Below are 24,363 nucleotides of genomic sequence, written 5' to 3'. Positions count from 1 at the left end.
AATCCAGCCAGATCAACGGATCGCGCCAGCGGCGACCAGCGCCTTGGCCTTGTCGGCGTTGTACCACCACCAGTCCAGCTGCCCCAGACCGTAGGGTGGCAGCTTGGCCGGGTGCTCGTACATGTCGTAGTAGGCCAGCCAGTAGTTGCCCAGATACCAGGTCGGGACCATGAAATACTTGGCCCGCATGATCCGGTCGATGGCCCGGACCCCGGCCTGCATCTCTTCCGCGGTCTTGGCATCCACCACCACCTTGGCGATGGCATCCACCTCGTCGCTGGCATAGCCGGCCGGGTTGAACAGATCGCCCAGCCCCTCCGAGCCGTACCGCTGGGTCAGGCCGATGCCTTCCTCGAGCCCGTTGATGTAGCCGTCATAGATCATGTCCCACTGGAAATCCCGCTCCAGCGCCGTGTATTGCGATGGGTCGACACGGTTGTAGACCGCGTTGACGCCCAGCTGTTTCAGGTTCTCGACATAGGGATTGATGATCCGGTCGAAACTCGGGCTGGAGGACAGGAATTCCACATCCAGCGTCTTGCCGTCCCTGCGCCGCATCCCGTCGGGGCCGACCTCCCAGCCGGCCTCGTCCAGCAGCCGCGAAGCCTTGCGCAGGTTGCGGCGATCCAACTGCCGGCTGCCGTCCGAGACATGCGGCATGAAGGCCTCGTCGGTCAGGATGCCGGGTTCCAGCATGTCCTTGACGCTTTCCAGGATTTCCAGTTCGCGCCCCTCGGGCACGCCCCTCGCCTCGAGTGCCGAGTTCTGCCAGAAGCTCTCGCGCTGCTTGAACAGGCCGTATTGCAGCGTGTCGTTGGTCCAGGAAAAGTTGAACATCAGGCCCAGGGCCTTGCGCACCCGTATGTCCTGAAACTTTTCCCGCCGCAGGTTGAAGACGAACCCGTAGGCCGGCGGCAGATTGCCGTTCTCGGGCGTCTCCTTGACCACCCAGCCCTTGTCGATCGCCGGAAAATCATAGCGGGTCGCCCAGCTGAGCGACGAGTTCTCCTGCCGGAAGGTATAGACCCCGGCCTTGAACCCCTCCATCGCGGCATCGCTGTCGGCGAAATACTCGACCCGGATCTTGTCGAAATTGAAGCGGCCCTTGTTGACCGGCAGATCCTTGCCCCAATAGTTCGGGTTGCGCTTGTAGACGATGCGCTGGTTGATCTCGTAGCTGTCGAGCACATAGGGGCCCGAGCCCGGCGAGATTTCCATCTGCGGTTCGTCGAGCCGCGCACCGGTCTTTTCGTACCAGGCCTTCGACCAGACCGGAATGCCGCCCGCCTGACTGATCAGATCCTTGCGCGGCACGCCTTCGGCAAAGATGAACTTGACCGTATAGTCGTCCAGCGCCACGGCCTCGGGGATCAGCGCCCGCACCGCTTCGGCATAGGACGGCAGTCCTTCTTCCAGCAGCTTGTAATGGCTGAAGACCACATCATGCGCCGTCAACGGGGTGCCGTCGGAGAATTTCACATCCTTCCGGAGGTGAAAGATCACCCAGTCCTCGGTCTCGGGATACTCCAGGCTTTCGCAGAGCAGGCAGTATTGCCCCGAAACCTCGTCCGACGAGGCGGTCAGCAGCGACTCGTAGCCGATGGTCGACAGGGCGCCGGCGCGACCCTTGCGGGTATAGGGGTTGAAATTGTCGAAGGTGCCCTGCGCCCAGATGCTGATCTCGCCGCCCTTGGGGGCGTCTGGATTCACATAGTCGAAATGATCGAAATCGGCAGGGTACTTCAGCTCGCCATAGGTCGAATAACCGTAGGACTTGATGATCTTGTTGGGGTCCTTTGCCGGGGCGTCCTGCCCGAAGACCAGCTGCGTCATCAGGGCCAGCGCGGCGATTGTCGTTCCGGTCAGTCCGATTGCCGCCCTGCGCCAATCCCTGACCGCAACCCTTGCCGCTGACATGTCCTGACGCATCACGATCTCCCTTGGTCTCGTCCCCGCGGCACGCCGCAGGGGATTGATCCAGCACACATTAGGGTAATTTCCCGCAGCTTGAACACTCAAGTTGCTTTTCCGTGATCTTTGCGTGGCCCTGTTCGGCCGACACAACAGAAAAAAGCCGCCCGAAACGGGCGGCCTCCAGATACGTACCGCAATGGGCCGCCTATTTCAGCGTTTCCAGATACGCGATCAGATTCGCCCGATCGCTTTCCTTGGGCAGCCCGGCAAAGGTCATCTTGGTGCCCGGCGCATAGCTCTTCGGACTCTGCAGGAAACCAAAGAGATGCTCGACATTCCATTGGCCGTCCAGGTTCTTCAGCGCATCGGAATAGCCGAAGTCCGGCACCGAGGCGATGTCGCGGTCGAAGACGCCGTCCAGATGCGGGCCGGTGCTGTTGCTGCCGTCGATCTTGTGACAGGCCTTGCACTTGGCAAAGACCTTGGCACCCTTCGCGGCGTCTGCGCTGGCCATCAGGGCGTCCAGATCAACCGGTTCTTCAGGCTCGGCTTCCTTGGTGCCTTCAACGGCTATGGTATAGGCTTGGGCATGCTCGCCATCGCCATGTCCACTGGCCCCGACATGGTACAGGCCTTCCGCGGCCCAGTTGCCAAGCAAGAACACCAGCAACATGCCGCAGAAGCCGCCGACAATTTTGGTCAAGGTCATGGTGTCGAACATTGCGCGTCCCGTCCGCTGCGAATCCGCGGTTATCTACCCGCTTCCCCATCGGAGTTTCAAGGTATAAGACCCGCGACCAATCGACCAAGTTCCACGGTCGGCTCTTGAGGAACCGATATGACCGGAAAGATCGCCTTCCAGGGAGAGCCCGGAGCCTACAGCCACCAGGCCTGCATTGCCGCGCGCCCGGGGTATGAACCCCTGCCCTGCGCGACCTTCGAGGACGCGGTCGAGGCGGTGCGCCTCGGCAAGGCCGATCTCGGCATGATCGCGGTGGAGAACTCGACCTACGGTCGGGTGGCGGATGTACATTCGCTGCTGCCGAAAAGCGGGCTGCATATCATCGACGAGGCGTTTGTCCGGGTGCATGTGAACCTGCTCGGGGTTCCGGGCGCCACCACCGACCAGGTGCAGTGCGCGCATGGGCATCCAGTCATCCTGCCCCAGGTCGCGAGCTTTCTGAAGCAGCACGGCATCAAGGGCGTGGTCAGTTCCGACAATGCCCGCGCCGCCCGCGAAGTGGCCCAGGGCGGCGACCCGAGCCAGGCGGCCCTGGCCTCGGAACTGGCGGCGGACATCTACGGGCTCACGGTTCTCGAACGTCATATCGAGGACAATGACACCAACACCACGCGGTTCCTCGTCATGACCCGCGACATCGACATGACCCGGCGCGGCGATCACGGCATGATCACCTCGTTCGTCTTCAACGTCCGCAACATCCCGGCGGCGCTCTACAAGGCGATGGGCGGCTTTGCGACCAACGGCGTCAACATGACCAAGCTGGAAAGCTACATGGTCGGCGGCACCTTCACCGCGACCCAGTTCTATGCCGATATCGAAGGCCACCCCGACGATCCCCCCGTGGCCCGGGCCCTGGAAGAACTGCGCTATTTCACCACCGAGACGAGGATTCTCGGCGTCTATCCCGCCGATCCCCGCCGGCATTAGGCACCCGCGCGTCGATCAGGTCTCCCAGCCGACCTTGGTCTGGCGACCCTCGATCTCGGTCCCGAAATCCGCGACCCGCTTGGCAAACCGCGCGTCGAGCGAATGTTTCGCCAGCTTCATCGATTGCAGCAGCAGTTTCGAGCTCATCGTCACGGCTCTCAGCTCCAGCCCGACCTGCATCCTGGTGCGGTTGCGCGACAGGGCCACCAGTTCGACCGTCAGGGTGGCCAGAATGCCGGATGAATCCGCGTTCAGCGCCAGCGAGGTTTCCGGAGCCCAGGCCGCGACCCGGATCGAGATGTCGCGCAACCGCCCGCGCACCGGAGCCCGGACATCCCAGGCCATGCCGACGCCGGGCTGTTCCAGATCGTCCCGGCGCGACACCTCGATGCCGCGGCGCATCGCCGATCTCTCGAATGCGTTGAAGTCGCTGACCGCCCGAAACACAACGTCCAGGGGCGCTTCGATATCCTCTCGTTTCGAGAATTTCATAGGTTCCGCCCGTCCAAGCCCCGAAGCAACTGTCGGTTCATTCCAAACGGTCCGCAACCCACATCGTCAACAGAAATCCGGCAATCGCCCCCGCCCGCGGCGCCCGCATTCGGGGGCTTTCGCCGGCCAGCGCCTGCATCACCTCTTCGCGGGTCATCCACATCGCGTCCTCGATTTCCGAGGGATCGACCTTGATCTCCCGGGTCAGCGCCTCGCCCCGGCAGCCGAACATCAGGCTGGCCGGGAAGGGCCATGGCTGCGACGCGAGATAGCCGACCGAACCGACCTTCACGGCGGTTTCCTCGAAGACCTCGCGGCGCACCGCCGCCTCCAGGGTCTCACCCGGCTCCACGAATCCCGCCAGCAGCGAATACATCCCCTCGGGCCAGTTGGGGCTGCGCCCGAGCAGCACCGAGTTGCCGTGCGTGATCAGCATGATGACCACCGGATCGGTGCGCGGGAAGTGATGCGTCCCGCAGGCCGGGCAGTCTCGCTGCCAGCCCGCCATCGTCATCTCCGAGGCCACCCCGCAGGCCGAGCAGAAGCCATGGCTCTGATGCCAGCCCAGCACCGCCTTGGCGGTGGCGATCAACTCGGCCTCGCGCGGGCTTAGCCGGGTCATGCAGGCCCGCAGCTCGACGAAACGCTGGTCCTCGTCCAGATCGGGATGCCGCTGTTCGGACGGGTCCAGGAAGGCGCCCAGAGAGTCGGGCAGGCTTTCCGGGTTCCAGGCCGAGACATCGACGGTGAATCGCGGCCGGCCCTCGTCCAGCCCCAGGAACACCGGCGGCACATCGGGTGCCGGCAGCAGCGCCGGATGGCTCGGCCGCAACCAGCCGCCCGTCAGTTCCGCCTCGCCGGTCACAAGTGGCTTGCCGCGCCAGATCGGCAGAACGCGCGCCTCCGGATCGGCCAGCAGCCGCGCCTGGGCACCGGAATCGCCGCGCAGATGCCCGGCCCGATCCAGCCCCGATCCACCGAATGTCACCGTTTCCGCGAGTTTCATGGCCTGCCTCCTGCTTGCGCCTGCTTTGCCATGCCCTGCCGCTGCGGAAAACCCCGCACCGCGTTGCGACGCCGGATGTCGCCCTGCACGGCATCGGTGGCAGCCCTGCCTCACTCCGGGGTGGCGCAACCTATGCGGTATTGTTCGCCGCGTCCGCACTCGGCTATTGTCAGAACTGTCATATGGGAGTTGTCTTGCCCTGTCAGCTAGTCGTCGCACCGGCCTCAGGGGAGATCAACCATGCCGCATGTCTCGAGCAATCGCCTTTCACGTCGCGCTTTCCTGTCTGCCAGCACCGCAGGTGCCACGATGATCGCGCTGCACCCGTTCTCGGCCCGCGCCGCCTCGGGTCAGGCGCATCTCAGGATCATGGAAACCACCGACCTGCACGTCCATGTGTTTCCCTATGACTACTATTCCGACAAACCCGTCGATACCGTCGGCCTGGCCCGAACCGCGGCGCATATCAAGGCCATCCGCGCCGAAGCGACCAATTCACTGCTGCTCGACAACGGCGATTTCCTGCAGGGCAACCCGATGGGCGACTACATCGCCTATGAGCGCGGCATGAAGGAGGGCGACAGCCATCCGGTCATCAACGCGCTGAACACGGTGGGGATCGAAGCCTCGACCCTCGGCAATCACGAGTTCAACTACGGGCTCGACTTCCTGATGAAGTCGATCGCCGGTGCCGATTTCCCGATCGTCAACGCCAATATCGCCAAGACCAGGGGCGCCGACCCGACCAAAGACGAGACGCTGATCCCGCCCTATGTGATTCTCGACCGGATGCTGAAGGATGGCGACGGGGTCGAGCATCCGATCCGGATCGGCCTGATCGGCTTTGTCCCGCCGCAGATCATGCAATGGGATCGCGGCCACCTTGAAGGCAAGGTCGAGACCCGCGACATCGTCGATACCGCCCGGGCCTGGATCCCGGTGATCAAGGAGGCCGGGGCCGACATCATCATCGCGCTCAGCCATTCCGGCATCGGCTCGGCGCAACACGACGAAATGGCCGAGAACGCCAGCGTACCGCTGGCGGCGCTAGACGGAATCGACGCGATGCTGACCGGCCATTCGCATCTGGTGTTCCCCTCGCCGACCTATGACGGCTACGACATGGTCGATTCGAAAGCCGGTCTGATCCATGGCAAGCCGGCGGTGATGGGCGGATTCTGGGGCGACAATCTGGGCGTCATCGACCTGATGCTCGAACGCGACGGCAACGCGTGGAAAGTCATCTCCACCGCTGTCGAGACCCGGCCGATCTACAAGCGCAACGAAGACCGCTCGATCACGCCCACGGTCGACTCGGTGCCGGAAGTCCTGGCCTCGGTGCAGGCCGAGCATGACGCGACCCTGGCCTATGTGCGCCGCGCGGTGGGCAAGACATCGGCGCCGCTGCAAAGCTATTTCGCGCTGGTCGCCGATGATCCGAGCGTGCAGATCGTCAGCCAGGCCCAGACCTGGTACATCGCCCAGATGATGAAGGGCACCGAATACGAAGCTCTGCCGATCCTCTCGGCAGCGGCTCCGTTCAAGGCCGGCGGACGTGGCGGGCCGGAATACTACACCGATGTCGCGGCCGGTGACGTGGCGATCAAGAATGTCGCCGATCTCTACCTCTACCCGAACACGGTGCGGGCAGTGAAGATCACCGGGGCCCAGGTCAAGGACTGGCTGGAGCGGTCGGCGGGGATGTTCAACCAGGTGACCCCGGGCGAGGCCGATCAGCTGCTGCTGAACCCCGATTTCCCCAGCTACAACTTCGACGTGATCGACGGCGTCACCTATCAGATCGACCTCAGCCAGCCGTCGAAATACGATTCCAAGGGCGGGGCGTTGAACCCGGACGCGAACCGGATCGTCGAGCTGAAATACGACGGCAAGCCGATCGACCCGGCCGCCGAATTCATCGTCGCGACCAACAACTACCGCGCCTCGGGCGGCGGCAGCTTCCCCGGCGCCGATGGCTCGACCATCGTCTTCACCGGCCCCGACACCAACCGCGACGTGATCGTGCGCTACATCGTCGAACAGGGCACGATCAACCCGAGCGCCGATGCCAACTGGCATTTCAAACCGCTGCCGGGCACTTCGGTGCTGTTCGACACCGGGCCGAAGGGCAAGGACTACATCGGCGACGTGAAGGGCGTGAAGATCGACCCGGCCGGCGACGGGCCGGACGGCTTCGCGCGCTATCGCATCACTCTGTGACAATGGCAGAGCGGTCGGGCTCGTGCGGCCCCGCCCGCAGGTCTGAGCCTCCGGCGGGAGTCATTTGAAGACAAGGACGACAGGACGCCCCGCCCGGAACATCGGACGGGGCACTTCTTCGCCTGCGGCCATCGGCTCTCCAGCCTGTTCAGCGCCGCCAGGATGCCGCGACAGGGTTAACGATCTCCTGATCCCGCCCCGGTCTTTGCCTCGGAAATACTCTCGGGGGGATCGGAGGGCAGACGGCCCCCCGCGAGGGCAGGGCCCGACGCGGGACGGCGAGGGCTCCGGTGGAGCCCGAACCGGGCCGCAGGCTAGCGAATCGGCTCCAGCAGCGCGTCCTCCAGGGTGCAGTCGCGGTCCACGCCGGCGCCGCAATCGCGCAGTTCGAGCTTTCGGGTCAGGCAGATCCGTGCCTCCTGAATCCGGCCCGCCTTGCAGGTCACGGTGATCATGTCGGGCGTCATCTTCGGATTGGCCTTCAGGAAGGCCTGCTCGACCACCGAGGCAGGCAGTGTCACCTCCCGCGGCAGCTTGCGGAACACCTCGGGCCGTTTCACCGCCCCATAGGCCAGCCGGGCGGCGCCCAGGTAGGTGCCCGCGCTCAGGCCCGAACAGCGGCCATGTTTCTTCCACTGGTACCAGGCCGCTCCGTCGGTGCCCATGATATCGGCCATCGCCGCCGTCTCGGCGCGGCTGGGGTCCCGTTTCGGAGTTCGGCAGTAGCTTGGATAGCCGCCGTCCTCGTCCTGCGGCCAGAGCCCGTGCAGCACCCAGCCGAAGTCCTCGCTGGCATCGCATTGCGGCGAGTGCCGGGCGTCGCCTTCCAGCGCGCACCAGGTCGGCGACCAGCTCAGCGAGAGCACGTAATAATCGAAATCCCCGGCCCGCTCGCCCTCGGCCCAGAGCGGCGCGGCCGCCCAAACGGCGCTAATGAGCAGAAGAAGCCGCCGGATCTGTCGCATTTCCCTCTTCCCTCATCGCACTTGCAGGATTATATCAGCCCAACTTCCCTGAAAACGAGGTAAGGTTCCACAGCGGAACAGCCGTTTTCCCGGCCCGGGAAAGATTTGCCTCCCAAGGGGACTTGTCGAAGGAGACCCGCGATGAACAAACCGATCATGGCCCGCGCCACCTGCGTCTGGCTGGTGGACAACACCACGCTCAGCTTCAAGCAGATCGCAGAATTCTGCGGCATGCACGAGCTGGAAGTGCAGGGCATCGCCGATGGCGACGTGGCCGCGGGCGTCAAGGGCTTCGACCCGATAGCCAACAGCCAGCTCGATCCCGAAGAGATCAAGAAGGGCGAGGCCGATCCGAACTACAAGATGAAGCTGAAGTTCAATCCTTCGGCAGTCGGCGAGGAAAAGCGCCGCGGCCCGCGCTATACCCCGCTGTCCAAACGTCAGGACCGCCCCGCCGCGATTCTCTGGCTCGTCAAGTTTCACCCCGAACTGTCCGATGGTGCGATCGGCAAGCTGGTCGGCACCACCAAGCCGACAATCCAGTCGATCCGGGAACGCACCCACTGGAACATCAACAACATCCAGCCGATCGACCCGGTTGCCCTGGGCCTGTGCAAGCAGTCCGAACTGGATGCCGCCGTGCAGAAGGCCGCCGCCAAGAAATCCGCCGCCGGGACGGTGATGTCGGATGACGAGCGGCGCAAGCTGGTCTCGACCGAACAGTCGCTGGGGATGCCGCCGGAACCGAAGCTGCCGACCGCGATTGCAGGGCTCGAAACCTTTTCGCTGACGAAGTCCAGCGAAGAGGACGACAACGACGAAGCGCGCAAGGACGTGCCCGACGCCGACAGCTTCTTCAACCTGCCGGGCAAATCGGACGACGACGAAGACGACGAGGATTGAGAACGGACCGACCGGGTTGCAGCCTCAGGCCTGCCCGGTCCTTTCCTGCATCCGCGCAAAATGTGCGCGGTAGAGGTCGCGCACGGCCTGTTCATTGACGGCATGCACCTCGTCCGGCGCCAGATTGCCGTAGTCGCGCAGGATCAGCCAGGGTTCCGGCCCGGTGATCAGCAGCAGCGAACGCACCAGATCCCGGTACAAATCCTCGGGCCAGTCGGCCTCGACCTCGGATAGCGCGGCCCTGATCATCATCAGCCGCCGCCCCCCCTTGGGCACGGTCCTCACGCCCTGCGCGGCCTCGCGGACATGTTGTTCCTGGGCCTTGGCGATGAACATCCGGTAGTCCAGATCGTTGCCTTCGACAAATCCGATCATCTGTCTCTGGGCAATCACCAGCCGCTCTTCCGGGTCGCTGATCCCGGCCACCCGACGCTCGAACTCGGCCAGGAAATCCGGCTGCCCTTCGTCCATCCGCAGATCCAGCGCCGCATCCGAGCGCAGGGTGTCGAGGTCGGAATAGTAGCGATAGGCAGTCGCCACGCCGATCCCGGCGCGCCGGGCGGCGGCGGCGATCGAAAGCGGCGCGCCCTCGGCCGTCATCTCGCGCACGGCGGCCAGCAGGCTTTTCTGGGTCCGCAGCTTCGCGGCCTGGCGCTTGGACAAGGGAGCGGCGTTCGAAGGTTTTTCAGCAGTCGACACGTTGAGAATTTTTTCCCATCAATCACCACGACAACTTTGTGTCCTGGCGGTGTGGGCCGGAGAATTAGGTCAATTCGCCGTTTTGTGCAAGTCAATCGACCGTGTTTTGAAAGCGGCAGAAATTCAACGGGATTTTCAGAGAATTGATTCCAAGAAACTTTGAAATGCCAATTGGCCCCGCTCCAGAGGGGCAGCCAACTCCCCTGCGCCGAATTTGCGCCGCAGCGGTTGTCCGGGCTTTCCTTTCGCGGCTGCTGGGCTAGGATTCCGAAAGGGAAGGGACAGGTGGCCATGCGGATTGCAGTGGTGGGAAACGGGCCGGTCGGGGCTGCGGCGGCGCGGCACCTGTCGGCATCCGGTCAGCAGGTGGTGCTGATCGGCCCGCCCGAAGGCGCCGGATATTTTGCCAGCCACCACGATCAGGGCCGCCTGGTCCGGGCCCTGGACCATTCGCCGTTCTGGTGCCGGATCAAGACCGCCTCGATTGCGAGGTTTCGCCAGATCGAAAGCGCCAGCGGCATCCGCTTCTTCCACGAGACAGGCGGCATGATGGCCGGATCGAGAGATGGCGCCCTGATGGGTGAGGCGGACCGGGTTCGGCAGGACATGCAGGTTCCGGTCGAAGTGCTGGACAGCGCCGCGCTGGCCGAACGCTTCCCCTTTTTCCGGTTTCCCAAGGACTTCACCGGTTACCATGAGGCCACCGGCGCCGGCTGGCTGAACCCGCGCGATCTGGTCCGGGCCGAGATCGCCATTGCCCGGGCCCAGGGCGCCGAGTTGCTGCCGGACGCGGCCACCGCTCTTCGCCAGGGTGCCGGAGGGGTCGAGATCGAGACCCGTTCGGGCAGCCTGACCGTGGATCATGCCCTGCTGGCCGCCGGGGCCTGGTCCCGGTCGCTCATCGATGAGCCGCTGCCGGTCTCGGTCTATGCCCGCACCGTCATGTTCCTGCGGGTCTCACCCGATGAGGCCGCCCGGCTGGCGGGGATGCCGACCCTGGTGATGCAGGACGCGATGCAGCGCGAGCCCTATCTGATGCCACCGATCCGCTATCCGGACGGCGGGCTCTGGCTGAAGATCGGCGGCGACCCGCGTGACCTGCCGCTGGCCCGGGAGGAGCTGGACGACTGGTTCCGCAGCCCCGGGCTGGCCGAGGTCGCCGCACATCTGGAGGCGCTGCTCGGCAACCTGATGCCCGATCTGCGGATCGAGGCGACCCGGACCGAGGCCTGCGCGGTCAGTTTCGCGCCGGGAGACCGGCCGCTGATCGACCGGTTGTCCGACCGGCTGACGGTGGCGACGGCGGGCTGCGCGCGCGGCGCCAAGTCGGGCGATGAACTGGGCCGGCTGGCTGCCGAGGCGGTGCTGGGCCGGGTCGATCCGGAATGCAGACAGAACGCGGGGAGACGGGCTTGAAAACTATCGCGCTGGTGGCGCATGACGCCAAGAAGGATGACATGGTGGCCTGGGTCCGACGGCATCGCGACCGTTTGGCGCAGGCGACACTCTGCGGCACCGGGACCACCGGCGGGCTGGTGGCCGAAACCACCGGCCTGCCTGTCGAGCGGATGAAGTCCGGCCCCTTCGGCGGCGACGCCCAGCTCGGCGCCCGGATCGCCGAGGCCGGGCTGGATGCGCTGATCTTCTTTACCGATCCGCTGTCCTCGCTGCCGCATGATGTCGATGTGAAGTCGCTGCTGCGGCTTGCGGTGCTCTATGACATACCCTTGGCGATGTCGCCCTCGACCGCCGATCTGGTGCTGGCCGGTCTGCTGCCGGACTGAGGGGGCTGGTCTTTCCACCGGTGTTCGCCCTATCTCGACGGTCAGGAGGCACACCATGGATCTTATCGCCGAACTGAGCGCCATTCTTGGCCCGTCACATGTCCTGACCGGGACCGATGCGGCCCCCTATGGCACCGACTGGATGGGGCAGTACCCGACCCGACCACTTGCGGTGCTGCGCCCCGGCTCGACCGAAGAGGTCTCGCGCTGTCTCTCCTTCACCCATGCGCACGGCATCGCGGTGGTGCCGATCGGCGGCAACACGGGACTGACCGGCGCTACCACGGCCGAGGGCCAGGTGATGCTGTCGCTGGAACGGCTGAACCGGATTCGCGAACTGCGAAGCGACACCCGGATCGCCATAGCGGAAGCCGGCGTGGTGCTGTCCCGTCTCCATGAGGCCGCCGATGCCGAGGGCCTGGTCTTTCCGCTGTTCTTCGGGGCCCGCGGATCGGCCATGCTGGGCGGCAACCTCTCGACCAATGCCGGAGGCTCGAATGTCCTGCGCTATGGCAACACGCGGGCACTGACCCTTGGGCTGGAGGTCGTGCTGGCGGATGGCCGGGTGATGAACCTGATGAGCGAACTGCACAAGGACAACGCCGGCTATGACCTGAAGGACCTATTCATCGGCGCCGAGGGCACCCTGGGCATCATCACCGCAGCGGTGCTGAAACTGTTCCCGAAGCCGCGCGCCTATGCCACCGCCCTGGTGGCGATGGACAGCCTGGCTCCGGCGCGCACGCTGTTGAACCGGTTGCAGGATGCCTCGGGCGGTGCGGTAGAGGCCTTCGAATACATGCCCGACAACTACATGGAACGGCTGGCCCGAATGAAACCCGAACTGGCCTCGCCGCTGGCCGCCGACACCAAGGTCTCGATCCTTGTCGAGATCGGCGCGACCGCGCCCCGCGATGTCCTGCCCGGCCCGGACGGCACCCTGCCGGTGACGGCGATGCTGACCGAAATCCTGGAGAGCGCCGCCGCCGAGGGGCTGATTCAGGACGCCGTCGTGGCCACATCCGAGGCGCAGCGCAAGAAGCTCTGGTCGATGCGGGAAACGGCGGCGGAGCTGGTGGCCGGCGGGATCAACAAGATCGACAACGACATATGCCTGCCGCTTCACCTGGTCGAAGAGTTTCTGGACACGGCCAGAGAGCGGCTGAAGGCATTGGACCCCGGCGCCACGATCTTTGTCGTCGGCCATCTCGGCGATGGCAACCTTCATTACACCGTCTTGCCGACCTTCACCGACCCGGACCGGATCGACGAGGTGCGCGAGATGGTCGAGGAGATTGTCTCCAGCCTGCGCGGCTCATTCTCGGCCGAGCATGGGATCGGCATCAGCAAGCTGCCCTCGATGGCGCGGCGCAAGGACAGGCTGGCGCTGGACGTCATGCGCACGATCAAGACCGCGCTGGACCCGAAGGGGCTGATGAACCCGGGCAAGGTGCTGCCCCCGGAGTGATCGCGACCGGGCCGTGGCCCCGGCGCAAGTCCGGCGCTGGCGTCAGGCGAAGAACCCCGGCCCGGCCCGGCTCAGCAGATCGCGGGCCAGCTCGACCCCCATCCCGGGCCCATCCTCGACCGCACCGCACGCCTCGCCGCTCTGAACCTCCGACCCGTCGGTGCGCAGGATCTCGCCGCGCAGCCGCAGGGTGCCGCCGTCGATCTCCGCCAGCCCGCCGATCGGGGTCTGGCAGGACCCGTCCAATTCGGCCAGGAACGCCCTCTCGGCGGCCAGGCATTGCCCGGTCCGATCGTCATGCAGCACTTCCAGCAATCGCGCCGCGACCGCATCATCGGCCCGCCGCTCCACCCCGATCGCTCCCTGGGCCACCGCTGGCAACAGGTCGTCCACAGGGACCGGAACCGCCGGGATGGTGCCCATGAGTCCCAGCCGGTTCAGCCCGGCCATCGCCAGAAAGGTCGCTTCGGCGACGCCATCGTTCAGCTTGCGCAGCCGGGTCTGCACATTGCCGCGGAACTCGACCACTTGCAGATCGGGCCGCCGGACCAGCAATTGCGCCCGGCGCCGCAGCGACGAGGTGCCGACAACCGCGCCCTGCGGGAGATCGGCAATTGCGCGGTGCCGGGGCGAGACGAAGGCATCGCGCACATCCTCGCGGGGCAGGAAGCAGTCGAGCACCAGCCCGACCGGCTGCACAACCGCAGTGTCCTTGGTCGAATGCACGGCGATATCGACCGCGCCGGCGAACAGCGCCGCCTCGAGCTCTCCGGTGAACAGCCCCTTGCCGCCGAGATCGCGCAAGCTGCGGTCCTGCACCCGATCGCCATGGGTCGAGATCGCGACGACCTCGAAAGCCGCCGGTTCCAGCCCCCAGGCACTGCCGAGCCGGTCGCGCACTTCATGTGCCTGCGCCAGAGCAAGAGGCGAACCTCGGGTGCCGATCTTCAGCGGGTGTTTGGGGTCTGGCATCTGCATCCGCCCCCAATAGCCGCGACAAGAGGTCCGTTCAACGGAAGTTGACAAAATGCCGCGTCCCAGACAGGTCAGGCGGATGACAAAGCTGCTTCTCCGCGCCCTTGCTGGCGAAACCCTGCCCGTCCCTCCCGTCTGGCTGATGCGCCAGGCCGGGCGTTATCTGCCGGAATACCGCGCCACCCGCGCCGAGGCCGGGGATTTCCTGAAGCTCTGCTACAATCCCGACCTCGCCACCGAGGTCACGCTGCAGCCGATTCGCCGCTTCGGTCTCGACGCCGCGATCCTGTTTGCGGATATTCTGCTGGTGCCCCAGGCGCTTGGCGCCGATCTGTGGTTCGAGACCGGGGAAGGTCCGCGCCTGTCCACGATCACCAGCGCCGCCGATCTAGCCCGCCTGAAACCGGCCGATGCAATCCATGACACATTGGCGCCGATCTATCAGACAGTCCGCCAGGTGGCCGCCGCCCTGCCCCCGGAAACCGCCTTCATCGGATTCGCCGGGGCGCCCTGGACTGTCGCCACCTACATGATTGCAGGTCGCGGCACTCCGGACCAGGCCCCGGCGCATGCGCTGAAGACCGCCGACCGCGCCACGTTCGCGGCACTGATCGAGCGGATCGCCGATGCGACGGTGCTCTATCTCTCCGAGCAGGTGAAGGCCGGCGCCGAGGTGGTCAAGCTCTTCGACAGCTGGGCCGGGTCGCTGCACGGGCAGGATTTCGACGATTTCGCGCTAGCGCCGACCAGGCGCATCATTGCCGAGCTGAAACGCCTGCACCCCGGCCTGCCGGTCATTGCCTTCCCGCGCGAGGCCGGGCCGAGATATCAGGGCTTCGCCCGCGCCACCGGCGCCGACTGCCTGGCGCTGGACACCTCGGTCTCGGCCCAATGGGCCGCCGAGCATCTGCAGGTCGATGGCTGCGTGCAGGGCAATCTGGACCCGAAGCGGATGGTCACCGGCGGCGCAGCGCTGGTCTCGGAAGTCCGCCGGATTCGCGACGCCTTTTCGGGCGGGCCGCATATCTTCAACCTCGGGCACGGGATCACCCCCGATGCCGATCCGGCGAATGTCGCCCTGCTGGTCGAGACCCTGCGCGGCTAAGTCCTCGGGTCAGCCCTTGGTGGTCCAGGCGAACCAGACGGCGATTCCGGCCAGCAGCAGGCTCAGCCCGCGCCGCAGCAGGCGTTCACGCATGGGGTCGGTCAGCAGGACGCGGGCGGCGGCGGCCAGCATGACGATCGAGGCATGGATGCTTGTCGCCACCGCCACGAAGATCAGGGACAGGGTGACGGTCTCTTGTACCACCGGCCCGGTCGGATCGACGAAGCCCGGCAACACCGCGACAAAGAACACGGCGGCCTTCGGGTTCAGCAGGTTGGTCACCAGCCCGCGCCGGAAATATCGGGCCATCGGCCAGCCCTCGGTCTGGGTGTTCTCGGCATCGGCATCGCGCCAGCCATCCCAGGCCAGATAGAGCAGCCACAGCGTCCCGCCCCAGCGCAGGGTCTGGTAGAGCGCGGGCGAAGCCTGGATCATCGCCGCCAGTCCCAGCGCCGCCGCCAGCCCCACCACCAGCAGCCCCAGCGCCACCCCGGCCACCGCAGCAAGACCCGGCCGCCGGCCCTTGGACGCCGCGACCACGGCCAGCCAAGCCATGTTCGGACCGGGTGTGAGTTCGATCACCACCGATGTCAGGATAAACAGCCAGAGCCCCGCCGGATCGGTCATTTCGGGCCGTCCGCGGGGCGCGTCACGGCTAGATCCACTTGGCCAGCGGCGGCAGGCTCATCAGCACTGCATTGGCGTCATGGCCAGTTTCCAGGCCGAATTTCGTGCCCCGGTCATAAACCAGATTGTATTCGGCATAGAGCCCGCGATGGATCAGCTGCGCTTCCTTGTCGGCCGCGTCCCACGGCTCGGCCCGATGCTTGACGACCAGCGGCTGGAATGCGGGCAGGAACGCCTCTCCGACCGATCGGGTAAAGGCGAAATCCGCTTCCCAATCGCCAGTGTTGTAGTCGTCATAGAAAATCCCGCCGACACCGCGCGCCCGGCCCCGGTGCGGGATGAAGAAATACTCGTCGGCCCAGTCCTTGAAACGGGTGTAGAGATCGGGCCCGTGGGCATCGCAGGCGGCCTGCAACGCGGCGTGGAAATGCGCGGTGTCGGCTTCGACCGGCAGGCATGGATTGAGATCGGCACCGCCGCCGAACCACCAGGCCCCGGGAGTCCAGAACATCCGCGTGTTCATATGCACCGCCGGAACATGCGGATTCTGCAAATGCGCCACCAGGGAAATTCCCGATGCCCAGAACCGGGCGTCCTCCTCGATCCCCGGCACTCCGCGCGACGCCATGGCCTTCTGTGCCTTGTCGCCCAGCACGCCATGCACTTCCGAGACGTTGACCCCGACCTTCTCGAAGACCCTTCCGCCGCGCATCACGCTCATCAGCCCGCCGCCGCCATCGGTGCCGCGCCGGGTTTCCGAGACATCGAACCGGCCCGCAGGCTGGTCGGAAAGCGGGCCGGAGCCGTGGCCGTCCTCCAGTTCCTCGAAAGCAGCGACAATGCGGTCGCGCAGGCTGCGGAACCAGGCCGCGGCGCGGGTCTTTTCGGCATTCATATCGGACATATCGGCTCCTGGGTTCGGGGCCTGCCTAGCAAATGGATCACGGCTTGCCAAAGGGACATTCCGCCCCGGCCCGCTCGGGCCATGCGCTTAGCTGTGAACCACCCGCACCGTGTCCAGCAGCGACCGACCGCCATCCGCGACCAGCACCTGGCCGACGACGAAGTCAGAGGCATCCGATGCCAGGAAATGCACGGCCTCGGCAATCTCGGTCGGATTGGCGATCCGCCCGGCCGGGGTCGCGGCGATGACCGCTTCGCGCAGGCCTTCCTGCTCGCGCATCGCCACCCCCAGTGCATTCGACAGCACCGAGGCAAAGGCCAGCCCGTTGACCCGCACCCGGTTCGGCGCCAGTGCCACGGCCAGGCTGCGGGTCAACTGGTCCAGCGCAGCCGAGGCCACCGAATAGCCCATCATCCCCTTGAAGGTCCGCTGCGCAGAAATCGACGACAGGTTGACGATGGTCCCGATCGTGCCCTCTGTCCGGCCCTCGCGTTCGGCCTGGCCGATCATCCGCTTGGCGACCGCCTGGCTCAGCCGCAGGGCCGGCATCAGGTTGGCCTCGAGCATCGGCATCACCATATCCTGATCGGGGTCCAGCGCCTCGGAGCGGACCACCTCGCGGGCCGCGTTGACCAGGATGTCGACCCGGTCGAAGGCGTCGATGGTCGAGGACAGCAGATTGGCGATCGACAGTTTCGAGCGCAGGTCGGCGGAAAAGGCCCGTGTGTGCGCCCCCTCGCCCTTGGCGTCGGCGTCGGTGTCGCCTGCGGTGCCGATGGCTTCCTCCAGCGCCGCCTCATCCTCGTCCGAGAAGACAACATTGGCGCCCTGCGCCACGAAGTGCCGCGCGATGGCCAGACCGACACCACCTGCGGCACCGGTGACAATCGCCGTCTTGCCGGAAATCGAAAAGCTCATGAGCTTGGTCCAGAATCTATTGCTAGTGCTTGGGAAGGGTGCGTTTCTCAGCGCCGCCGCTTGGGACGGCTGGCGCGGATGATCTTGAACGCGGGCGTGCCGGGCAGCGTTTCAACCCCGATGAAGGCCTCGGACAAGGCGGATTCATAGGGCAAATGCCGGTTCGCAACAAGCCAGAGCGTGCCCTGCGGGGTCAGTGACCGCGCGGCGGCCTCCAGGAATGCGCGGCCGAGCCCCGGATCGGCGGCGCGGGTCGTGTGAAACGGCGGGTTCGAGACCACCACATCGAAAGGAGCACCCGGCAGCGGGCGCAGCGCATCGGCCCAGTGAAAGCTGGCACGCGGATCGGACAGGTTGCGCCTGGCACAGTCCAGCGCATCGGCATCGGCCTCGATCAGATGCAGTTCCCTGACAGCCGGCGACGCCGCCAGCACCCCCGCCGCCAGAAATCCCCAGCCGGCGCCCAGATCGGCCACCCTGCCCTTCAGCTGCGGCAGTGCGGCCAGCAGTGCCTCGGACCCCGGGTCCGGCCCGTCGGCCGAGAAGGCCCCCGGCACCGTCCACCACGGCCCGACCTGACGCGGCAGCGCCGCCTTGGCCCAGTCGGCCAGATCGGCCCCGGCATCGAACCAGATCACCCGTCCATGCGCCTTGGACACATTCTCCAGCCCGGCCACCCGGGATTTCAGGTCGCGCAGCAGGCCATCGATTCCATCGGTGCGGTTGCCCTCCACCAGCACCGGGCAGCCCAGGGCAGCGGCGGTGGCGATCAGCCCACGGGCCCGCTCGCGCGATCGTGGCACCAGAACCAGCGCCGCGGCAAACGCGCCGCTCGGCACCCGCTGGCAATCATATCCGCGCTCGGCGAAATAGTCGCGTTCCGGCTTGCCGCCGGTGATGACCTGCGCCACGTCCGGCCCAAAGGGCAGCATGTCGCCCACCCGCGGCGCGAAGACCGCGATGCGGCCTTCCGGCAGGGCAAGCGCCCCGGTCTCCAGGGCATGGGCAAGTCGCAGAGCGGTCATCCTGCCGCCCTTACTCCTTTTCCATCGTGCATTGCAAAGGGTGCTGATGCCGGCGGGCGAAATCCATCACCTGAACCACCTTGGTTTCGGCAACTTCGAACGAGAACACGCCGACCACCGCCAGCCCTTTCTTGTGGACCGTCAGCATCAGTTCGAAGGCCTGGGCATGGCTGAGGCCGAAGAACCGCTCCAGCACATGCACGACGAATTCCATCGGCGTGTAGTCGTCGTTGAGGATCATCACCTTGTACAGCGGCGGCCGCTGGGTCTTGGGCCGGGTCTCCAGCACCACACCCAGATCATCGTCGCTGTCGCGCCGGTCATTGCCAGCCATGGCTTTGAAGGTCAGAAGGGACAAATCGACTCTCGGACAATAGCGAACTGCGGATCGAGCAGACTATATAGGCGCAAGGGCCGGGCTGAAAAGGGGGCGCGCGGGATTTGAGCGACCGTATCACAACCGTCGGTTTCGATGCAGACGACACGCTGTGGCAGAACGAGAGCTTCTACCGGCTGACCCAGGCCCGGTTTGCCGAGCTTCTGGCCGACCATGCGGACCCCGAGCATCTCGACCAGCGGCTGCTGGACGCCGAGCGCCGCAACATCGGCCACTACGGATTCGGCATCAAGGGCTTCATGCTGTCGATGATCGAAACCGCACTGGATGTCACCGGCGACACCCTGCCCGCCCCGGTGGTCCGCGAGATCATCGCCGCCGGGCAGGAGATGCTGCGCCACCCGGTCGAACTGCTCCCCCATGCACGCGAGGCGGTCGAGACCCTGGCCGACAGTCACCGGATCGTGCTGATCACCAAGGGCGACCTGCTGGATCAGGAGCGAAAGCTGGCGCAATCGGGGCTGGGCGAGATGTTTCATGCCGTCGAGATCGTCTCGGACAAGCACCGCGCCACCTACGACCGGATCTTCGCACAGCATGGCGACGGGCCGGAACGGGCGGTGATGGTCGGCAATTCGATAAAATCCGACGTCCTGCCGGCGATCGAGGCCGGGGCACATGGCGTGCATGTACCGCATGACCTGGGCTGGGCCCTGGAACATGCCGAACCGCCCGACCCGGGGCATGACCGGTTCCATGTGATTCAGGACCTCGGCGCACTGCCCCGTCTGGTCGCCGAGATCGGCTGACGATTCCGACCACATTGTTGCCACAAAGCCGCCACAATACCCGATCTGGTATTTGGCCCCTGCGAGCCTACCAGATCGGGGACGATCACGTTCGGACTTTTTGCGCCGATGCGGGACTGAGGTGTTTTCCGAACAAATGCCATATGTTACGCTGAGCCCAATCATAATCACGGGCCGCCAACGAGCTGCCCGGAACGAGGCAGTAAATGTCAGTCCGACACGCAACCTTTTCGGTGCGCTCGTTTCGCGCATTCCTGGTCCTGACCTTCGCCCTGATTCTGTCGGCGCAGATGGCGCTGGCGGCGCCGTTCGCCTCGATGGTGATGGATGCGCGCACCGGGCAGGTGCTGCAATCCACCAATGCCGACACCAGATTGCATCCGGCCTCGCTGACCAAGATGATGACGCTCTACATCGCCTTCGAAGCGATCGAGAACGGCGAGATCAGCCTTGATACCCTGGTCACGGTCTCGGCCCACGCTGCCAGTGAACAGCCGTCGAAACTGGGGCTGCGGGCGGGGCAGAAGATCAAGCTGCGCTATCTGATCCGCGCCGCGGCGATCAAGTCGGCCAACGACTGCGCCACCGCGATCGGTGAGGCGATCGAAGGCTCGGAAGCCGCCTTTGCCCGCCGGATGAACCGCACCGCCGCAGCCCTGGGCATGACCCGCACCACCTTCAAGAACGCCAACGGGCTGACCGAAAAGGGACACCTTTCGACCGCGCGCGACATGACCAACCTCGGCCGCCACCTGTTCTACGACTTCCCGGAATACTACAACCTGTTCTCGCGCCGCTCGGCCGACGCCGGCGGGCGCACGGTCAATTCGACCAACGCCCGGTTCCTGAACTCCTACAAGGGCGCGGACGGGATCAAGACCGGCTATACGGTTGCAGCAGGCTTCAACCTGGTCGCATCGGCAAAGCGCGGCAACAAGCGGATCATCGCCACCGTCTTCGGCGGCACCTCGACCGCAGCGCGCAATGCCAAGGTCGCCGAACTGCTGGACCTCGGCTTCAAGAAGGCGCCGTCGCACGTCAAGGTGCAGAAGCCGAAGAAGCCGGATTACTCGAAAGTTGACGGGCCGGTGGTGGTCGCGGGATCTGGCAAGGGGTCCAGCAAGGGCGCTGCGGCCAAGTCGATCCGGGTTTCGGGCGCGGTGACACGCAGCCCGCGGCCGCACTGGCGCCCTGCCCCGGCGGTGCCGGAGCCTTCCGAGGAAATGCTGGCCGCGATCCAGGACGGCATTCAGGAAACCCTGGAAGCCGTGCAGGAAGAGGCCGTCGCCTCGGCGCCGACCGATGCGGCCCCTCTGGCCACCTCACCCGCCCCGCCGCGCCCACATCGCGAGATCGTCGCCGCCCTGGCGGAACTGGCCAAGGACGATCCGTTGCAGGCGGTTCTGGCCGCCGCCGAGGACCCCGACGCGAAGCTGGTCGCCACCAAGGACGAGGCCGACGCCGCCGTGCTCGCCGCCCTTGAACCGGAAACGCCCGAGCCTGATCTGGCCCCGGCCACCGAGGCCGAAAGCCCGGTTCTGGTGGCCGAAGCCGCCATCGCCCCGCCGCCGCGCCCCGAGGGCGAAACCCCGGTCAAGACCGCGCCTCAGCCGAAGTTCGTCGTGCCCGAGCTCGAGGTCGCCGAAGCCGACACCGTGGGCGGCTCTGCCGACGACAAGGCCGAACTGGCGCTGCTGGCCGAGTCCGAAGCCCCCCCGACCGGCCAGTCCGCCGTTGCCCCGATCGGCGCCGAAGACCGCGACGGGACCCATTACGCCAAACCCGCGAACGGCCCGACCCCGCGCGTGGAACTGGCCAGCATCGAGCCCGAATCCTTCGATAACCAGCGTTCCGAACCTGTGGTCGTGACGCGGCTCTCGACTTCGGGCGGGCGGCACTGGGGAATCAATGTCGGCACTTATGGCTCGCAATACGAGGCCGAGCGGGTCCTGCTCACCACCGCGTTGCAAGAGATCTCGACACTGGACGAGGCCCTGCGCAAGGTGAAGCGGACCAAGACCGGCTTCGATGCCAATTTTCTTGGCATGAGCAAGGACATGGCCAACCTGGCCTGCCAGCGGCTGATCGCCCGCAACGTGCAATGCACCACGCTCGGGCCCGGCTGAGCCGGACCCGAAGCGCGAGCGGCCGGCCCGGTCAGCCCCGGCCGATATAGGGCATCTTGGTCGCCATAACCGTCAGTTGCTGGACATTGGCCGACAGCGGCAGTCCGGCCATGTGCAGCACCGACGCCGAGACATTCGAGACATCCATCGTCGGCTCGGGCTTGCGGCTGCCATCGGCCTGCGGCACGCCTCCGGCCATCCGCGCCGTCATCTCGGTCAGCGCATTGCCGATGTCGATCTGCCCGCAGGCGATATCGAAGGGCCGCCCGTCCAGCGACAATGTCTTGGTCAGCCCCAGCACGCCGTGCTTGGTGGCGTTGTAGGGTGCCGCGCCGGGCCGTGGCATCACCGCCGAAATCGAGCCGTTGTTGATGATCCGCCCGCCCTGCGGCTTCTGGTGCCGCATCACCCGGAAGGCGGCGCGGGCGCATAGGAACATCCCGGTCAGGTTGACATCCAGCACCGCCTTCCAGACCTCGGGGTCCATCTCGTCGATGGTCTGCGGCGGCGCGCCGCGCCCGGCGTTGTTGAACAGCACGTCGAGATGGCCGACTTTCCCGACAAAATCCTGAAAGGCGGCCTCGACCTGATCGACATCGGTCACATCGCAGGGAAGCGCATGCGCCGCGGGATGATCCGCGGCCAGCTCGTCAAGTTTCGCGGCATTCCGGGCCAGCAAGCCGACGGTCCAGCCGGCCTCGAGAAAGGCCAGCGCCGTGGCCTTGCCGATCCCGCCGCTGGCGCCCGTGATGATGATGCTCTTCATGTTTCCTCCTCCATTCCACCCAGTTTCAGCGGCGCAGACACCTTTACCAGGTCCGCCGTCCCCAGCGGCGCCGTCGGCACCGCCAGCCGGTTGCGCACCACCCAGAGCAGGCGCTTTTCGGCCCGGGTGATCGCCACATAGGCCAGCCGCTTCCAAAGCGGCAACCCGGCCTCGATCCGCCCCGACTGCGCGGCGGCCCAGAGATCGGGCGCGAAGACCTGCACCACCTCCCACTGGCTGCCCTGCGCCTTGTGAATCGTCACCGCCGCCCCATGCAGGAAGGCCGCACCCATGGTCGCGGCATGCGGGATGAAGGGTTCCTCCTCGCCCGGCAGCTCGATCTTGACAATCGCCGCGACCGAGACCTGCGGGTCTTCGGCCCCGACCACATAGAGACGGGCAAAGCCCGGGCGGCTGCCTTCGCCGCGATAGATGACCTGGGCCCCCTTGATCAGGCCGCGCGCTTCGAGATCAATGCGCTTCTTGCGGTGCTTCAGCGGCAGTTCGATGCCGTCGCAGATCAGCGGCTCGCCCGGCAGCAACGCATCCGGCGGGCAGCCGAAGGCCTGCCGGAAAGCCTGGATCAGCCGAATCCGCGTGGTGTTGCGCCAGACCAGAACCGGCGACCGGGCCATCAGATCGCTTTCCACCCTCTCGGCCATCACCACCCTGTCGTCCCGGGCAGCGACATCGCGGATCATCGCCTCGAAATCATCGAACCGCAGGCTGTCGTCCGACAGCGCATGCGCCAGATCAAGGATCGGGCTGTCGGCCTCTTGCCGGTGGACCCGGTGCAGTTCCAGCCGGCGGCTGTCGGGCAGACGGTCAAAGATCATCTCGCCCGACTGGCCGACCGGCGCCAGCTGCGCCGGGTCGCCGAACAGTACCAGGACCGGAAAGATCTCTTGCAGATCCTTGAACTGGCGTTCGTCCAGCATCGAGCTTTCATCGACGAAGCCGACATCCAGAGGATCGTCGCGACGCTTCCAGCCGGTGATGAAGTCCGAACCGCGCAGCCCGGCGGCCATCAATGCGCCGGGGATCGACTTCACCGACTGGTAGAAACCGTAGGCGCGGTCGAGCGCGGCTTCGGTCAGCACCTCGACCTCGGGCTTTTCGCCCTGCCCTGCCAGCCATTCGGCAATCGCTTCATACTCCGGCGCATAGACCGGCGTGTAGAGAATGCGGTGGATCGTCGTCGCGGGAACGCCGCGGCTGCGCAGCACGCTGGCGGCCTTGTTGGTCGGCGCCAGAATCGCCAGTGTGCGCCGGTCGCGGCGGCGGCGCCCCTCCCAATCGCCCGAGACGGTATCGACACCGGCGGCGTTCAGCGCCTTGCAGAGCTCGGCCAGCAGCAGGGTCTTGCCCGATCCGGCCCGCCCGACCACCGCCAGCACGCGCGATCCGCCTTCCTGCGCCGGGGTCAGGCTGCCATCGGCAAGGTCGATCCCGGCACTGGCCAGAAGCTCGGCCACCCGATCATAGGCCTCGGCCTGATCCTCGGAAAAGGTGAGGGTTGCGGCGGCGGGACTGGACAGGTCGGAGGACATGACGGCGACCATAGGGCGGCGGCGGGGCGGACGCCAGCGCAGGCGATACGATCGGGTCGGCGCAGGGACGTTTTCGACGCGGCAGCTCCGGCTGCCGG

23 protein-coding genes are annotated in these 24,363 nt (G+C 65.9%); 9 read left to right on the top strand and 14 right to left on the bottom strand.

Features of this window, described 5'->3' with window-relative positions:
* Positions 1-12 precede the first annotated feature (12 nt).
* Positions 13-1,929 carry an extracellular solute-binding protein gene (locus NUW50_RS16780; RefSeq protein ID WP_258290309.1) on the bottom strand — a complete coding sequence of 639 codons (1,917 nt, stop codon included), beginning with the start codon at positions 1,927-1,929 and terminating at the stop codon, positions 13-15.
* 190 nt (positions 1,930-2,119) lie between these two features.
* Positions 2,120-2,635, bottom strand: a complete 516-nt coding sequence (locus tag NUW50_RS16775) for a c-type cytochrome (RefSeq protein ID WP_258290308.1) — start codon at positions 2,633-2,635, stop codon at positions 2,120-2,122.
* Between the two features lie 117 nt (positions 2,636-2,752).
* Between NUW50_RS16775 and NUW50_RS16770 the strand changes: the two genes are divergently transcribed.
* Entirely contained in the window at positions 2,753-3,586 is an 834-nt protein-coding gene (locus tag NUW50_RS16770; protein ID WP_258290307.1) for a prephenate dehydratase, read from the top strand.
* A gap of 15 nt (positions 3,587-3,601) precedes the next feature.
* Here NUW50_RS16770 and NUW50_RS16765 read toward each other — a convergent pair whose 3' ends face one another.
* Together NUW50_RS16765 and nudC are read right to left on the bottom strand one after the other, a co-directional pair.
* Positions 3,602-4,078 (bottom strand): SRPBCC family protein, encoded by a 477-nt coding sequence (locus NUW50_RS16765; protein ID WP_258290306.1) that lies wholly within the window; start codon positions 4,076-4,078, stop codon positions 3,602-3,604.
* Positions 4,079-4,115: 37 nt separating this feature from the next.
* Positions 4,116-5,084 carry an NAD(+) diphosphatase gene (nudC, locus tag NUW50_RS16760; protein WP_258290305.1) on the bottom strand — a complete coding sequence of 323 codons (969 nt, stop codon included), beginning with the start codon at positions 5,082-5,084 and terminating at the stop codon, positions 4,116-4,118.
* A gap of 309 nt (positions 5,085-5,393) precedes the next feature.
* Between nudC and NUW50_RS16755 the strand changes: the two genes are divergently transcribed.
* Positions 5,394-7,304: a bifunctional 2',3'-cyclic-nucleotide 2'-phosphodiesterase/3'-nucleotidase gene (locus NUW50_RS16755; protein ID WP_443135117.1), complete on the top strand. Its 1,911-nt coding sequence runs from the start codon at positions 5,394-5,396 to the stop codon at positions 7,302-7,304.
* Between the two features lie 314 nt (positions 7,305-7,618).
* Here NUW50_RS16755 and NUW50_RS16750 read toward each other — a convergent pair whose 3' ends face one another.
* Positions 7,619-8,269, bottom strand: a complete 651-nt coding sequence (locus tag NUW50_RS16750; protein ID WP_258290303.1) for a ribonuclease T2 — start codon at positions 8,267-8,269, stop codon at positions 7,619-7,621.
* A 141-nt stretch (positions 8,270-8,410) separates the two neighbouring features.
* On the opposite strand from NUW50_RS16750, the gene NUW50_RS16745 reads away from it, so the two are divergent.
* The gene (locus tag NUW50_RS16745; RefSeq protein WP_258290302.1) at positions 8,411-9,172 is read left to right on the top strand and encodes a DUF1013 domain-containing protein; all 762 of its coding nucleotides are present in this window, start codon (positions 8,411-8,413) and stop codon (positions 9,170-9,172) included.
* Between the two features lie 24 nt (positions 9,173-9,196).
* On the opposite strand, the gene NUW50_RS16740 is transcribed toward NUW50_RS16745, so the two are convergent.
* Entirely contained in the window at positions 9,197-9,835 is a 639-nt protein-coding gene (locus NUW50_RS16740; RefSeq protein ID WP_258290301.1) for a hypothetical protein, read from the bottom strand.
* A gap of 327 nt (positions 9,836-10,162) precedes the next feature.
* Here NUW50_RS16740 and NUW50_RS16735 point away from each other — a divergent pair, with 327 nt between their 5' ends.
* The 3 genes from NUW50_RS16735 to NUW50_RS16725 are packed head-to-tail and all read left to right on the top strand — an operon-like array spanning position 10,163 to position 13,123.
* Positions 10,163-11,287 (top strand): FAD-dependent oxidoreductase, encoded by a 1,125-nt coding sequence (locus NUW50_RS16735; protein WP_258290300.1) that lies wholly within the window; start codon positions 10,163-10,165, stop codon positions 11,285-11,287.
* The gene (locus NUW50_RS16730; RefSeq protein WP_258290299.1) at positions 11,284-11,655 is read left to right on the top strand and encodes a methylglyoxal synthase; all 372 of its coding nucleotides are present in this window, start codon (positions 11,284-11,286) and stop codon (positions 11,653-11,655) included. The genes NUW50_RS16735 and NUW50_RS16730 overlap by 4 nt, the downstream gene beginning before the upstream one ends.
* A gap of 55 nt (positions 11,656-11,710) precedes the next feature.
* On the top strand, positions 11,711-13,123 hold the full coding sequence (locus tag NUW50_RS16725; RefSeq protein WP_258290298.1) for an FAD-binding oxidoreductase: 1,413 nt from the start codon (positions 11,711-11,713) through the stop codon (positions 13,121-13,123).
* A gap of 42 nt (positions 13,124-13,165) precedes the next feature.
* Here NUW50_RS16725 and hemC read toward each other — a convergent pair whose 3' ends face one another.
* Positions 13,166-14,101: a hydroxymethylbilane synthase gene (hemC, locus tag NUW50_RS16720; protein WP_443135116.1), complete on the bottom strand. Its 936-nt coding sequence runs from the start codon at positions 14,099-14,101 to the stop codon at positions 13,166-13,168.
* A 76-nt stretch (positions 14,102-14,177) separates the two neighbouring features.
* Here hemC and hemE point away from each other — a divergent pair, with 76 nt between their 5' ends.
* Positions 14,178-15,203: a uroporphyrinogen decarboxylase gene (gene hemE / locus NUW50_RS16715; protein ID WP_258290296.1), complete on the top strand. Its 1,026-nt coding sequence runs from the start codon at positions 14,178-14,180 to the stop codon at positions 15,201-15,203.
* 9 nt (positions 15,204-15,212) lie between these two features.
* Here the strand turns inward: hemE and NUW50_RS16710 are convergent, their stop codons facing one another.
* The 5 genes from NUW50_RS16710 to clpS all read right to left on the bottom strand — a co-directional run bounded on the left by NUW50_RS16710 (position 15,213) and on the right by clpS (position 19,011).
* Positions 15,213-15,830 (bottom strand): LysE family translocator, encoded by a 618-nt coding sequence (locus NUW50_RS16710; RefSeq protein WP_258290295.1) that lies wholly within the window; start codon positions 15,828-15,830, stop codon positions 15,213-15,215.
* Positions 15,831-15,858: 28 nt separating this feature from the next.
* A complete protein-coding gene (gene hemF, locus NUW50_RS16705; protein ID WP_258290294.1) occupies positions 15,859-16,734 on the bottom strand; it encodes an oxygen-dependent coproporphyrinogen oxidase in 876 nt (291 codons plus the stop codon).
* Positions 16,735-16,821: 87 nt separating this feature from the next.
* Positions 16,822-17,652 (bottom strand): SDR family NAD(P)-dependent oxidoreductase, encoded by an 831-nt coding sequence (locus tag NUW50_RS16700; protein ID WP_258290293.1) that lies wholly within the window; start codon positions 17,650-17,652, stop codon positions 16,822-16,824.
* A gap of 47 nt (positions 17,653-17,699) precedes the next feature.
* A complete protein-coding gene (locus tag NUW50_RS16695; protein WP_258290292.1) occupies positions 17,700-18,677 on the bottom strand; it encodes a class I SAM-dependent methyltransferase in 978 nt (325 codons plus the stop codon).
* A gap of 10 nt (positions 18,678-18,687) precedes the next feature.
* Positions 18,688-19,011, bottom strand: a complete 324-nt coding sequence (gene clpS / locus NUW50_RS16690) for an ATP-dependent Clp protease adapter ClpS (protein WP_258290622.1) — start codon at positions 19,009-19,011, stop codon at positions 18,688-18,690.
* A gap of 107 nt (positions 19,012-19,118) precedes the next feature.
* Here clpS and NUW50_RS16685 point away from each other — a divergent pair, with 107 nt between their 5' ends.
* Both NUW50_RS16685 and NUW50_RS16680 read left to right on the top strand, forming a co-directional pair.
* A complete protein-coding gene (locus tag NUW50_RS16685; protein ID WP_258290291.1) occupies positions 19,119-19,823 on the top strand; it encodes an HAD family hydrolase in 705 nt (234 codons plus the stop codon).
* 206 nt (positions 19,824-20,029) lie between these two features.
* Positions 20,030-21,949, top strand: a complete 1,920-nt coding sequence (locus NUW50_RS16680) for a serine hydrolase (protein WP_443135115.1) — start codon at positions 20,030-20,032, stop codon at positions 21,947-21,949.
* A 31-nt stretch (positions 21,950-21,980) separates the two neighbouring features.
* On the opposite strand, the gene NUW50_RS16675 is transcribed toward NUW50_RS16680, so the two are convergent.
* Positions 21,981-22,715 (bottom strand): SDR family oxidoreductase, encoded by a 735-nt coding sequence (locus NUW50_RS16675; protein WP_258290290.1) that lies wholly within the window; start codon positions 22,713-22,715, stop codon positions 21,981-21,983.
* Positions 22,712-24,265 carry an ATP-dependent DNA helicase gene (locus NUW50_RS16670; RefSeq protein ID WP_258290289.1) on the bottom strand — a complete coding sequence of 518 codons (1,554 nt, stop codon included), beginning with the start codon at positions 24,263-24,265 and terminating at the stop codon, positions 22,712-22,714. Before NUW50_RS16670 ends, NUW50_RS16675 begins: the two co-directional genes overlap by 4 nt.
* Between the last annotated feature and the right edge of the window lie 98 nt (positions 24,266-24,363).

Origin of the sequence: Frigidibacter sp. ROC022, from assembly GCF_024723735.1 — a bacterium.
In the GTDB taxonomy this organism is placed as follows: domain Bacteria; phylum Pseudomonadota; class Alphaproteobacteria; order Rhodobacterales; family Rhodobacteraceae; genus SLM-1.
Note: the sequence above shows the minus strand (reverse complement) of the source record. Positions and strands in the feature narration are given on the sequence as shown.